Below are 12,189 nucleotides of genomic sequence, written 5' to 3'. Positions count from 1 at the left end.
CCCACCGACAAACGCCGCCGGAGCACGGCCACCGGCGGACACGGCAGGTCGCGGGAGAGTGGCCACGCGTGCGCCCGGCGCCTGCGCCCGGCGTCCTCGAAGAGGGTGCCGCGTGCACCGCGCGCCGCCGTGCGCGGCGGTACGCGGCAGGAGCATCATCGGGCGGCCAGGGGCCTTCGCGCGCCGCGTATATCCGGCATTGATCGAACGTTTTTCGCCGCCGGGCACGATCCTGGCCATGTACACCGACACGATTCCGACACTCGACCTCGGCTGGCAGCGCGAGGCGCTGTGCGCACAGACCGGGGCGGAGTTCTTCTTCCCCGAGCCCGGCAGCTCGGTGCGGGACGCGAAGCGCATCTGCGGCATGTGCGAGATGCGGTCCGCCTGCCTCGAGTACGCCCTGGCCAACGATGAGCGCTTCGGCGTCTGGGGCGGCATGTCCGAGAAGGAGCGCCTGAACCTGCGGCGCACGGCGCACTGAGCCGCGCCGTACAGACGACCCCGAATCCGAGTGACCGCGTCGCGGGGGTGCGGTGCGGATCCGGGGGCGTCCGGTCGTGGCGCGAGCAGCGCGCACTCCCCTCACCCTCGGTCTCGCCCGGGCGCGGGATGCCGGCTCCACGCGCGGTTCGGCCCGCGCGGTTGGGCCCGCGCGGATCGAGGCCGCGTTCCCGTCGCCCCGGGGCAGACCGATCCGGGCCCGGATCCGGTCGGCGGTGTCCTCGTCGGTCAGCCCGCGCAGGAAGCCGACCGCCTAGCGGCCCGTGTCACCGTCACCCAGGGCGGCATGATGCCGCAGGTCGCGAACGGCCCGCACCGGGAGGTCGATCTCCCTGTGCGAGCCGTCGAAGCGATCGGTGGCGGAGGCGGGTCAGCCGGCCGCCCGCGCCGCCATCCGGGCCTTGCGCGCCGCCAGCTTCTCGTCGAACTTGGACGCCTCCGAGTCGAGCCCGCCCATGTACAGGCCGATCTCCTCCTGCGCCTTCTGGCCCTCGGGGCCGAGACCGTCGATCTCCATGACCTTCAGGAAGCGCAGCACGGGCTGGATGACGTCGTCGTGGTGGATGCGCAGGTTGTACACCTCGCCGATCGCCATCTGCGCGGCGAACCGCTCGAAGCCGGGCATGCCGTGACCGGGCATGCGGAAGTTGACGAGGACGTCGCGGACGGCCTGCATGGTCAGGTCGGGGGCCAGCTCGAACGCGGCCTTCAGGAGGTTGCGGTAGAAGACCATGTGGAGGTTCTCGTCGGTCGCGATGCGCGCCAGCATCCGGTCGCAGACCGGGTCCCCGGACTGGTGGCCGGTGTTGCGGTGCGAGACGCGGGTGGCCAGCTCCTGGAACGCGACGTAGGCGACCGAGTGCAGCATCGAGTGCCGGTTGTCGGACTCGAAGCCCTCGCTCATGTGGGACATGCGGAACTGCTCCAGCTTGTCCGGGTCCACGGCGCGCGAGGCGAGCAGGTAGTCACGCATCACGATGCCGTGCCGGCCCTCCTCTGCCGTCCAGCGGTGCACCCAGGTGCCCCAGGCGCCGTCGCGGCCGAAGAGCGAGGCGATCTCGTGGTGGTAGCTGGGCAGGTTGTCCTCGGTGAGCAGGTTCACGACGAGCGCGATCCGGCCGATCTCGGTGACCTTGGACTGCTTCTTCTCCCAGGCTTCGCCGTCCTCGAAGAAGCCGGGGAAGTTGCGGCCGTCGCTCCACGGCACGTACTCGTGGGGCATCCAGTCCTTGGTGACCTTCAGATGCCGGTTGAGTTCGGTCTCGACCACTTCCTCCAGCGCGAACAGCAGCTTGGCGTCGGTCCAGACGGCGGGGCTGCCGAGGTGAGGGGAGGTGATCGTCACGAGAACTCCAGGGGGACGTGAAGCGGAGCGGAACACTCCGGCGAGCGAGGCCGGACGTACGGAATCGTAGGCTACGTATCCGTAGGTTACGAAGCCGTAGGTTAAGAACGCCGTAAACATCGCTGATCAGCCGTGTTGCGTCAAGGGATCCCGGGCATGTCGAACAGCCCCGGGAGCCGCAGGTCCCAGGGCTGAAAGGGTGGCGGGATCACCCGCTCAGGCGTACAGCTCACGCAGCCGTACCGAGAGGCATGTCACACAGCCCTCGAGTTTCTCGAATTCGCCGATGTCGACGAGGACGGGTTCGAGACCGAGATCGGCGAGCAGGTCCGCCGTCTTCGGCGCGGCGGCCGACAGGAGCACGTGCGGGCCGCCCAGCAGCACCACGTGCGCGCCGGCCTCCTCGGGCACCGACAGGAAACGCGGGAACAGCGACGGCCGGTCCACCTTGGGGATGTGACCGACCACGGTGCCGTCCGGCAGCGCCGTGACCGCCGACTTCAGGTGCAGCACCTTGTTCACCGGTACGGCCACGACCCGCGCGCCCAGCGGCTCGAAGGCGGCGCGCACCTGCTGGACGCCGGCCGCGTTGGTCCGGCCGCCCCGGCCGACGTAGATCGTGTCGCCGATCTTGAGCACATCGCCGCCGTCCAGAGTGCCCGGCTCCCAGATCCAGTTCACCGAGCAGCCGAGGCGGGCCACGGCCTCCTCGACCCCGAGGGTCTCGTCGCGCCGGGACTCGGCGCCGGAGCGCGCGATCAGGGCGACGTTCTTGTACATCACCACCGTGTCCTCGACGAACACGGAGTCCGGGCAGTCGTCGGCCGGGTCCACCTCGACGGTCTCCCAGCCGTGCGCCCGCAGGGCCTCGGCGTACGCCTCCCACTGCTCCAGGGCGAGCTCCACATCGACCTTCTCCCGCTCGACGTGCGTCACCAGGCCTTCGGCGAGGCGCGGGCTGGGGCGGCGGATGAGGGCCTTCTTGCTGGGCACGTCCAGGTCTCCGAATCGGGTGGCACCACCGGCGCCTCGGACGCGGCGCCGGTCAGCCATCATGCAGGGCGGGACCACCAGGACAAAACCCCGCGGTAACAATGTGCCCCTCCTGAGACCGTGCCACGACCGGCGGCCCCGGGCGGGGTCCGCGACGACCCGCCCGGCTCGCGCCACCCGCCCCGCCCGGCCCTCCCAGGTCCGGCCTAGGCCGGATCCGCCACCTCCGACGCCGTCGTCTCCCGCAGTTCCCCGTCCAGCAGCAGCCACCGTGTGATGCCGATGGACTCCAGGAACGGCAGGTCGTGGCTGGCCACGATCAGCGCCCCCTCGTAGGACTCCAGGGCGGTGGTGAGCTGGCGCACGCTCGCGATGTCGAGGTTGTTGGTCGGCTCGTCCAGCATGAGCAGCTGGGGCGCCGGCTCGGCCAGCATCAGCGCGGCCAGGCTCGCCCGGAAGCGTTCCCCGCCGGAGAGTGTCGCCGCCTTCTGGTCGGCTCGGGCGCCCCGGAACAGGAAGCGGGCCAGCCGGGCCCGGATCCGGTTGTTGGTGGCGCCCGGCGCGAACCGGGCCACGTTCTCGGCGACGGTGAGCTCGTCGTCCAGGATGTCGAGGCGCTGGGGCAGGAATCGCAGCGGCACGTGCGCGTGCGCCTCGCCCGCCTCCGGCGCCAGCTCCCCGGCGACGGTGCGCAGCAGCGTCGTCTTGCCGGCGCCGTTGCGCCCGACCAGCGCGACCCGCTCGGGACCGCGCAGGTCGAGACCGCCGTCCACGCGCGCGCCGTACGCGAGCCGGAGGTCCCGGAGCAGCAGGACCTCCCGGCCCGGCGGTACGGCCGTGTACGGCAGGTCGACGCGGATCTCGTCGTCGTCGCGGACGGCCTCCACCGCGTCGTCGAGCCGGTCCTTGGCCTCGGCGAGCTTCTCCTCGTGCAGGATCCGGTGCTTGCCCGCCGACTCCTGGGCCGAGCGCTTGCGCGCGCCCATGACGATCTTCGGCTCGCGCTTGCTGTCCCACATCTTCTGCCCGTACCGCTTGCGGCGGGCCAGCTTGAGGTGGGCGTCGACCAGTTCGCGTTTCTGCTTCTTCAGGTCGGCCTCCGCGACGCGCACCATGCGCTCGGCGGCCTCCTGTTCGGTGGCGAGGGCCTCCTCATACGCGGAGAAGTTGCCGCCGTACCAGGTGACCTCCCCGGCGCGCAGGTCGGCGATCTGGTCGACGAGGTCGAGCAGTTCCCGGTCGTGGCTGACGACGACCAGTACGCCTGGCCAGGACGTGACGGCCGCGTACAGCCGCCGCCGGGCGTGCAGGTCGAGGTTGTTGGTCGGCTCGTCCAGCAGCAGGATGTCCGGCCGGCGCAGCAGCAGCGCGGCGAGCCGCAGCATGACCGACTCGCCGCCCGACACCTCGCCGATGGTGCGGTCGAGGTCGATGTGGCCGAGTCCGAGCTCGCCGAGGGTGGCCAGCGCGCGCTCCTCGACGTCCCAGTCGTCGCCGAGGGTCTCGAAGTGCCGCTCGGAGGCGTCACCGGCCTCGATGGCGTGCAGCGCGGCCCGCTGTGCGGCGATGCCGAGCGCCGCGTCGACCTTCAGCGTGGTGTCGAGGGTGACGTTCTGGGGGAGGTGGCCGACCTCGCCGGCGAGGCGCACCGTGCCGTCGGCGGGGGCGAGTTGCCCGGCGATCAGCTTCAGCAGGGTCGACTTGCCGGAGCCGTTGACGCCGACGAGTCCGGTCAGGCCGGGGCCGAAGGCGACGTCGAGCCCGTCGAAGACGGGGGTCCCGTCCGGCCAGGAGAAGGCGAGGGAGGTACAGGTGATGGAGTGAGTCAAGGCGGGCCTCGTGGTGGCGTGTGCGGTCAGGGGCGACACGTGTCGAGACACCGGAAAGCGGCGACCACCGCGGCAGCGGGGGAGCGCGGAGACATGCAGGAAGTCCTGCTCCGCAAGGACGGCTCGAAGGCCGAGGTCGCACGCGGCGCACACACCTCAGCGGTGTGGCGCGGTGTCTCGAGACCTCAGACGAGCAACGTCCTTCTCCTATCGGCGGCAACAGAACCGTTCTACACGGTAGGAAAGCCCGTAAGGGCTGTCAACGGATTAACAGGCGTCCCGCATCAGCTCCGCCAGGTCGTGGTCGAGGTCGAGCTGCCGGTACTCCGTGCCGGTGGGCACCAGCTCGCTCGTGGCCTGGAGGAAGTCGCGGATCTTCTCGGTGTGGACGTGGACGACGGCGGTGCCCTCGGGCGCGTGGAACTCCAGCACGGTGCGGCCGTACCCGTAGGGCCGCACCCGGACGTCGCCGTGGCCCTCGGCGTCGTGCAGGCCCGCGGCGAGCAGTTCGCGGGCGAAGGTCCAGCAGACCTCGACGCCCTCCAGGGTGGCCGGGGCCGGGAAGGTCATGCGGACGGCGAACGGGTCCTGCCGGTCGTAGGACAGGGTGGCGGGGATGCTCTGCATCCGGGGCGCGGCGGCGACCAGGCGCGCCTCTACGGACTGCTCTATGACGGTGGACAACGCCTTGCTCCCTCGTGTCGGCGGGACGATCTTCCGGGCGGTGCGTCCGGACACTGGAAGAGACGCTGGAACCTGTCGATCCGTGCACACCCTTTGCGAGTGACCTCGGTCACCGTCTTTCATGCACGCGAGTGACTCACCTCTCCTGCGGTGCCTCCCGGGGCGGTTGAGGTGCTCGCGGCCATCTGGACGTCACCGAAAGCCGTGGGCTAGCTTCGCCCGCCATGAGGCGCTTGGGGAACACGCGACGCACGATTCGTCCAGCACGCGGGAGCCGCCGGGTGGCGGTGGCGGCCGGCGGGGCGGCACTGGCCCTCCTGACCGCCCTGCCGGCCCAGGCGCAGCCGTCGGCCTCCCAGGGGCAGGCACCGTCGGCGCACACCCCGGGGGCCGCGGCGCCGCACTGGGACCTCAAGGACACCGGCGCGACCGCCGTACGGTTCCGGGGCCTCGCGGCGGTCGACCGGCACACCGCCTGGGTCTCCGGCACCGAGGGCACCGTCCTGCGCACCACCGACGGCGGCGAGAGCTGGCGAAACGTCTCGCCTCCCGGCGCCGCCGACCTCCAGTTCCGCGACATCGAGGCATTCGACGCGCGCCGCGCCGTGGTGCTCGCCATCGGCGAGGGCGAGGCGTCGCGCGTCTACCGCACCGAGGACGGCGGGACGACCTGGACGGAGTCCTTCCGCAACACCGACACCCGCGCCTTCTACGACTGCCTGACCTTCTTCGACCGCCGTCACGGACTCGCCATGAGCGACCCGGTGGACGGAAGATTCCGCATCCTGTCGACCGACGACGGCGGCCGCTCCTGGAACGTGCTGCCCGACGACGGCATGCCGGCCGCCCTGGACGGCGAGGCGGGCTTCGCGGCCAGTGGCCAGTGCCTGGTCGCCTCGGGGACGAAGGACGTCTGGCTGGCCACCGGCGGGGCGGCACGCGCGCGGGTGCTGCACTCCTCCGACCGCGGACGGACCTGGACGGCCGCCGACACCCCCGTCCCCGCCGGGGACCCCGCGCGCGGGGTCTTCGCCGTCGCCTTCCGCGACCGCACCCACGGCCTCGCCGTCGGCGGCGACTACCGCGCCGACCAGCCCTCCCCGCGGGCGGCCGCCACGACCGGCGACGCGGGCCGCACCTGGCGGCCGGCCACCACGCCCCCGCCCGCCTACCGCTCCGGCGTCGCCTGGCTCCCGCACAGCCGCTCCGCCGCCCTCGCCGTCGGCCCCACCGGAACCGACCTGACCACCGACTCCGGCCGCACCTGGCGCACCGTCGACACGGGTTCGTACGACACCGTGGACTGCACCCCCGACCTCGGCTGCTGGGCCGCCGGTGAACAGGGGCGCGTGGCACGCCTGGAGAGCTGAGCCGTTTTCGGGGTACCCGGTGGGCGCGAACGCGAAAGGAGTGAGCGCCCATGCCACGCGGTTCCAGCCCCAAGCGGGAGCGCCAGTACGAGCACATCAAGGAGAGCGCGCAGGACCGGGGCGAGAGCGCCGGACGCGCGAAGGAGATCGCCGCCCGGACGGTCAACAAGGAGCGTGCCCGGTCGGGCGAGTCCAAGACCGCCAGTCGTACCTCGACCCAGGACATGTCGTCCGGCAAGCGGGGCGGTCAGCGGTCCGGCAAGGGCCCCCAGGGGCCCACGTACGACCAGCTCTACGAAGAGGCCAAGCGGCGCGGAGTCAAGGGCCGTTCGGACATGAACAAGAGCCAGCTCCAGCGCGCGCTCGGCGACAAGAGCTGACCTGATCCGACCCGACGCGTCCGCGCCGCGACCCGATCGTGTGGCCCGTCCCCGGAAGCCGTACGCTCGTCCGCACGATGACGACCGTGGACATTCCGGCGGGCTGGCCCGCGACCGAGGAAGCGGCGCGCGCCGTCCAGGACGAGCTGCGGGCCCGGGTGGTGCTCGACGAACCGGGACCGCCGCCCGGGACGGGCTGCGTGACGGGCGTCGACGTCGCCTACGACGACGAGCGCGACGTCGTCGCGGCGGCGGCCGTCGTGCTGGACGCGGCGAGCCTGGAGGTCGTCGCCGAGGCCACCGCCGTCGGCCGGATCTCCTTCCCGTACGTGCCCGGGCTGCTCGCCTTCCGCGAGATCCCCACCGTGCTCGCCGCCCTGGAAGCCCTGCCCCGGCCGCCCGGCCTGGTCGTCTGCGACGGCTACGGCCTGGCCCATCCCCGCCGGTTCGGTCTCGCCAGCCATCTGGGCGTCCTCACCGGCCTGCCCACGATCGGCGTCGCCAAGAACCCGTTCACCTTCACGTACGAAGACCCCGACGCCCCGCGCGGATCGGCGTCGCCGCTCCTGGCGGGCGACGACGAGGTGGGGCGCGCGCTGCGCACCCGGGCGGGGGTGAAGCCGGTGTTCGTGTCCGTCGGCCACCGCGTCACCCTGGACGAGGCCTGCGCCCACACCCTCGCCCTCACCCCGCGGTTCCGTCTCCCCGAGACGACCCGCAGGGCGGACGCGCTGTGCCGGCGCGCTCTTCAGGAAGCGACCACCCGCCACCGACCGACCTAGTGTCCGGGCCCACGCGGACCGCCGGGCAGGCCGCCCCGGCAGGCCGCCCCGGCAGGCCGCCCGAGCGCGCGCCCGACGGGCGGCCCGAGCGCGCCCGACCGGGCGACCTGGGCACGCCTGTTGCGCGCCGGTCGAGTACGTCGTCTGAGTACGTCACCTGAGTAGCCGTACGGATGTGCGACCCGTGCTCCGCTCGGCAGGCTGGGCCCATGACCACGCACCGTGCCCCCAAGCCCCTCGCCGACCCGAACCGGCCCGTCGAGCGGGCCGTGAACGCCGCGCTGATCCTCGCCGTCCTGGCGGGTGTCGGCTGGATCGCGGGCATGATCTACACGCTGGTGCAGTGGCCGGTATGAGGCCGCGCGGAGGCCACGGGGACGGTCAGCGGCGCGCCGCCACGCGGAAGCGGACACCCGCCCGGGTCAACCGCGCGGTCAGCGCGTCGCCCATCGCCACGGCCGTCGTCACCTGTCCCGCGGTCGGCGGGAGGTCGTCGCAGGCCAGGGCCAGCGCAGCCTCGGCGAACATCTTCGCGGTCTCGTCGTAGCCGGGGTCGCCGCCCGCCACCTCGGTGCACACCCGCCGTCCACCGCCCTCGCCGACGAACCGCACCGAGAACCAGCTCCGCGCCCGCTTCTGCGCGCTCGGCCCGTCCCCGGGCTTGAGCCGGTCCGACAGCCAGCGCCGGGCGGGCGGCAGCTGGGCCGCCGCGGCGAGCGCGCCGACCGCCGCGACCCCGCCGATGGCGACGGGCAGCCGCCGCACGGCCGCGTAGTGCCGGTAGCGGAAGTCGGGGCCGTAGCGCGGCAGCGCCCTCGCCGACCGCAGCACGATCTGCGGGTCGATGGTCGGCAGCGGCAGCGCCCAGGCACCGACCTCCGGGGCGAACCGGGGCGCGCCCACGGGCGCCGCGGCCCGGCGGCCCATGAGCCGCGGTTCGTGCCGGCCCCGATCCCGTGCGGCGGCCAGCAGTTGCCGGCCACGCGCGAACTGGCCCAGGGCGGAGGCGAAGGTGCCGCCCGAGAAGGTCGCGTCGACGCTCACGAAGCCGTCCACGGTCAGGGGCACGCCCTCCGGGAGCTGCCGGACGGTGAAGTACACGCCCAGGTCGTGCGGGACGGAGTCGAAGCCGCACGCGTGGAGCAGCCGCGCACCCGTCTCCCGCGCGCGTGCGTCGTGCCGGACGTACGTCAGGTCCACGAACTCCGGCTCGCCGGTGAGGTCGAGGTAGTCGGCGCCGGTGTCCGCGCAGGCCGCCACGAGTTCCTCGCCGTACGACACGTACGGGCCCACCGTGGTGGCCACCACGCGCGCGTGCTCCGCGAGGGCGCGCAGGGACGCCGGGTCCGAGACGTCGGCCCGCAGCACCCCGGCGTCCGCTCCCAGCCGCTCGCGCAGCCGCTCCAGCTTCTTCTCGTCGCGGCCCGCGATCGCCCAGCGCAGACCGGGGGGCGCGTGGGCGGCGAGGTACTCCGCGGTGAGCGTTCCCACGAATCCGGTGGCCCCGAAGAGCACGATGTCGTACGGACGGTCCGACCTCTTCAGCCTGCTCATGACATCCCCTCGTCGTCGTGCATCCCGCGCCGCTGTCGCCGGCTGAGGCTAGCGTGAGCGGTGCGGAGGCCGACGGCAGGTGCCCCTAAGTGTCTAAGCGCTTGCTCGTTCACCTCTTGTGCCCACTGGAACACGTTCTTAGCATCACTGGTGTTACATCGGTTGTGTCACAGCGAGGGGGCTGGATGACGACGGCACGGACGGCCGGGCACGGCCCGCTGGCGGGCGTGCGCGTGGTGGAACTCGCCGGGATCGGACCCGGCCCCTTCGCGGGCATGATGCTGGCCGACCTCGGCGCCGACGTGGTCCGCGTGGACCGTCCCGGCGGCTCCTCACTGGGCATCGATCCCGCCCACGACGTCACCAACCGCAACAAGCGCTCCGTGATCGTCGACCTCAAGGCCCCGGAGGGCCCCGCGCGCGTGCTCGATCTCGCAGCCCGTGCCGACGTGCTCATCGAGGGCAACCGGCCGGGTGTCGCCGAGCGCCTCGGCGTCGGCCCCGTGGACTGCCACGCGCGCAACCCCCGTCTGGTCTACGGCCGGATGACCGGTTGGGGCCAGGACGGCCCGCTCGCCGACCGGGCGGGCCACGACGTCTCCTACATCGCCGTCACCGGCGCGCTCGGCATGATCGGCGCCCCGGACCGGCCGCCGCCCGTCCCCGCCAACCTGCTCGGGGACTACGCGGGAGGCTCCCTCTACCTCGTCGTCGGTGTCCTCGCCGCCCTGCACCACGCGCGCGTGAGCGGCACCGGCCAGGTCGTGGACGCGGCCATCGTCGACGGCACCGCGCATCTCTCCGCGATGATCCACGGCATGCTCTCGGCCGGCGGCTGGCAGGACCGGCGCGCCGCCAACCTGCTCGACGGCGGCTGCCCGTACTACGGCACCTACGAGACCGCCGACGGCGGGTACATGGCCGTCGGCGCCCTGGAGCCGCAGTTCTACGACGCGTTCGTGGACCTTCTCGGCCTCGAGGACCTCCGCGAGGCCCGCACGGACTGGACCCGCTGGGGCGAGCTGCGCGAGGCCGTCGCCGCCCGCTTCCGGTCCCGCACCCGGGACGAGTGGACGGCCCGTTTCGAGGTTTCCGACGCGTGCGTGGCGCCCGTACTGTCGCTGCGCGAGGCCCCGCGCCACCCGCATCTCGCGGCCCGCGGCACCTTCACCGAGCACTCCGGCATCACCCAGCCGGCCCCCGCGCCCCGCTTCTCCACGACGCCCACGACCGTCCGCACCGGGCCCGCGCGACCGGGCGCCGACACGCGCGAGGTGGCCCGCGACTGGGGCATACCGGAACTCGTGACGGACCTGATGAGGACGCCCGCCGAGGCGGCGGCGGGGAGCACCGCCGAGGCGGACGCGAAGACCACCGCGAGAACGCCCCCCGAGGCGACCGCGAAGACCACCGTGACGTTCACCGCGACGACCCCTGTGACAGACCTCCCGCACCAGGGCGACTGACCCCGCCCCGCACGGCCCACCCTCCCGAAAGGCTTACCAGTGAGCACCGAAGCGTACGTGTACGACGCGATCCGCACCCCGCGCGGGCGCGGCAAGGCGAACGGCGGCCTGCACGGCACGAAGCCCATCGATCTCGTCGTCGGCCTCATCCACGAGCTCCGGGACCGCTTCCCGGGCCTGGACCCGGCCGCCATCGACGACATCGTGCTCGGCGTCGTCGGCCCCGTGGGCGACCAGGGGTCCGACATCGCGCGCATCGCCGCGATCGCCGCCGGACTGCCGGACACGGTGGCGGGCGTGCAGGAGAACCGCTTCTGCGCCTCGGGTCTCGAGGCCGTCAACCTGGCCGCGATGAAGGTCCGTTCGGGCTGGGAGGACCTCGTCCTGGCGGGCGGGGTGGAGTCGATGTCCCGGGTGCCGATGGCCTCGGACGGCGGCGCCTGGTTCAACGACCCGATGACCAACCTGGCCGTCAACTTCGTGCCGCAGGGCATCGGCGCCGACCTCATCGCCACCATCGAGGGCTTCTCCCGTCGTGATGTCGACGAGTACGCGGCCCTGTCGCAGGAGCGGGCGGCGACGGCCTGGAAGGAGGGCCGATTCGACCGTTCCGTGGTGCCGGTGAAGGACCGCAGCGGCCTCGTCGTCCTCGACCACGACGAGCACCCGCGTCCGGGGACCACCGCCGACTCGCTCGGCAGGCTGAAGCCCTCCTTCGCCGACATCGGCGAGCTGGGCGGCTTCGACGCGGTGGCGCTCCAGAAGTACCACTGGGTGGAGAAGATCGACCACGTCCACCACGCGGGCAACTCCTCCGGCATCGTCGACGGCGCCTCCCTGGTCGCGATCGGCTCCAAGGAGGTGGGCGAGCGTCACGGGCTCACCCCCCGCGCGCGGATCGTCTCGGCGGCGGTCTCCGGCTCCGAGCCGACGATCATGCTCACCGGCCCGGCGCCCGCCACCCGCAAGGCCCTCGCCAAGGCCGGCCTGACCATCGACGACATCGACCTCGTCGAGATCAACGAGGCGTTCGCGGCCGTCGTCCTGCGCTTCGTCAAGGACATGGGCCTGTCCCTGGACAAGGTCAACGTCAACGGCGGCGCCATCGCCCTCGGTCACCCGCTCGGCGCCACCGGCGCGATGATCCTCGGCTCGCTCGTCGACGAACTGGAGCGCCAGGACAAGCGCTACGGCCTCGCCACCCTCTGCGTCGGCGGCGGCATGGGCATCGCCACCATCGTCGAGCGCGTCTGACCCCCCTGCGGAAACCCAGAGACTTCTA

General features: G+C 72.7%; 12 protein-coding genes. 7 read left to right on the top strand and 5 right to left on the bottom strand.

What is annotated here, in order from left to right:
• Nucleotides 1–238: 238 nt before the first annotated feature.
• Nucleotides 239–484: a WhiB family transcriptional regulator gene (locus OG440_RS05645; protein WP_406005719.1), complete on the top strand. Its 246-nt coding sequence runs from the start codon at nucleotides 239–241 to the stop codon at nucleotides 482–484.
• Between the two features lie 390 nt (nucleotides 485–874).
• Here the strand turns inward: OG440_RS05645 and OG440_RS05640 are convergent, their stop codons facing one another.
• The 4 genes from OG440_RS05640 to OG440_RS05625 form a co-directional block, all read right to left on the bottom strand.
• Nucleotides 875–1,849: an acyl-ACP desaturase gene (locus OG440_RS05640; RefSeq protein WP_406005718.1), complete on the bottom strand. Its 975-nt coding sequence runs from the start codon at nucleotides 1,847–1,849 to the stop codon at nucleotides 875–877.
• Nucleotides 1,850–2,065: 216 nt separating this feature from the next.
• The gene (gene ddaH, locus OG440_RS05635) at nucleotides 2,066–2,842 is read right to left on the bottom strand and encodes a dimethylargininase (RefSeq protein ID WP_406005717.1); all 777 of its coding nucleotides are present in this window, start codon (nucleotides 2,840–2,842) and stop codon (nucleotides 2,066–2,068) included.
• Between the two features lie 206 nt (nucleotides 2,843–3,048).
• Nucleotides 3,049–4,671: an ABC-F family ATP-binding cassette domain-containing protein gene (locus OG440_RS05630; protein WP_406005716.1), complete on the bottom strand. Its 1,623-nt coding sequence runs from the start codon at nucleotides 4,669–4,671 to the stop codon at nucleotides 3,049–3,051.
• 267 nt (nucleotides 4,672–4,938) lie between these two features.
• Entirely contained in the window at nucleotides 4,939–5,355 is a 417-nt protein-coding gene (locus OG440_RS05625) for an SsgA family sporulation/cell division regulator (protein WP_406005715.1), read from the bottom strand.
• 224 nt (nucleotides 5,356–5,579) lie between these two features.
• Between OG440_RS05625 and OG440_RS05620 the strand changes: the two genes are divergently transcribed.
• From OG440_RS05620 to mmpA, 4 genes are all read left to right on the top strand, one after another.
• Complete coding sequence (locus OG440_RS05620) at nucleotides 5,580–6,725, top strand: WD40/YVTN/BNR-like repeat-containing protein (protein WP_406005714.1); 1,146 nt, start codon at nucleotides 5,580–5,582, stop codon at nucleotides 6,723–6,725.
• A gap of 50 nt (nucleotides 6,726–6,775) precedes the next feature.
• Nucleotides 6,776–7,105 (top strand): plasmid stabilization protein, encoded by a 330-nt coding sequence (locus tag OG440_RS05615; RefSeq protein ID WP_406005713.1) that lies wholly within the window; start codon nucleotides 6,776–6,778, stop codon nucleotides 7,103–7,105.
• Nucleotides 7,106–7,182: 77 nt separating this feature from the next.
• The gene (locus tag OG440_RS05610) at nucleotides 7,183–7,887 is read left to right on the top strand and encodes an endonuclease V (RefSeq protein ID WP_406005712.1); all 705 of its coding nucleotides are present in this window, start codon (nucleotides 7,183–7,185) and stop codon (nucleotides 7,885–7,887) included.
• Nucleotides 7,888–8,096: 209 nt separating this feature from the next.
• On the top strand, nucleotides 8,097–8,243 hold the full coding sequence (gene mmpA / locus OG440_RS05605) for a morphogenic membrane protein MmpA (protein WP_020129438.1): 147 nt from the start codon (nucleotides 8,097–8,099) through the stop codon (nucleotides 8,241–8,243).
• A 25-nt stretch (nucleotides 8,244–8,268) separates the two neighbouring features.
• On the opposite strand, the gene OG440_RS05600 is transcribed toward mmpA, so the two are convergent.
• A complete protein-coding gene (locus tag OG440_RS05600) occupies nucleotides 8,269–9,441 on the bottom strand; it encodes a saccharopine dehydrogenase family protein (protein ID WP_406005711.1) in 1,173 nt (390 codons plus the stop codon).
• A 185-nt stretch (nucleotides 9,442–9,626) separates the two neighbouring features.
• On the opposite strand from OG440_RS05600, the gene OG440_RS05595 reads away from it, so the two are divergent.
• Entirely contained in the window at nucleotides 9,627–10,907 is a 1,281-nt protein-coding gene (locus tag OG440_RS05595) for a CaiB/BaiF CoA transferase family protein (RefSeq protein ID WP_406005710.1), read from the top strand.
• A gap of 39 nt (nucleotides 10,908–10,946) precedes the next feature.
• Nucleotides 10,947–12,161 (top strand): acetyl-CoA C-acetyltransferase, encoded by a 1,215-nt coding sequence (locus OG440_RS05590; RefSeq protein WP_406005709.1) that lies wholly within the window; start codon nucleotides 10,947–10,949, stop codon nucleotides 12,159–12,161.
• The last annotated feature ends 28 nt before the right edge of the window (nucleotides 12,162–12,189 follow it).

This window comes from Streptomyces sp. NBC_00637, assembly GCF_045161545.1.
Lineage (GTDB): Bacteria > Actinomycetota > Actinomycetes > Streptomycetales > Streptomycetaceae > Streptomyces.
The sequence above is the reverse complement of the archived record's forward strand: the minus strand, read 5'-3'. Positions and strand labels throughout refer to the sequence as shown.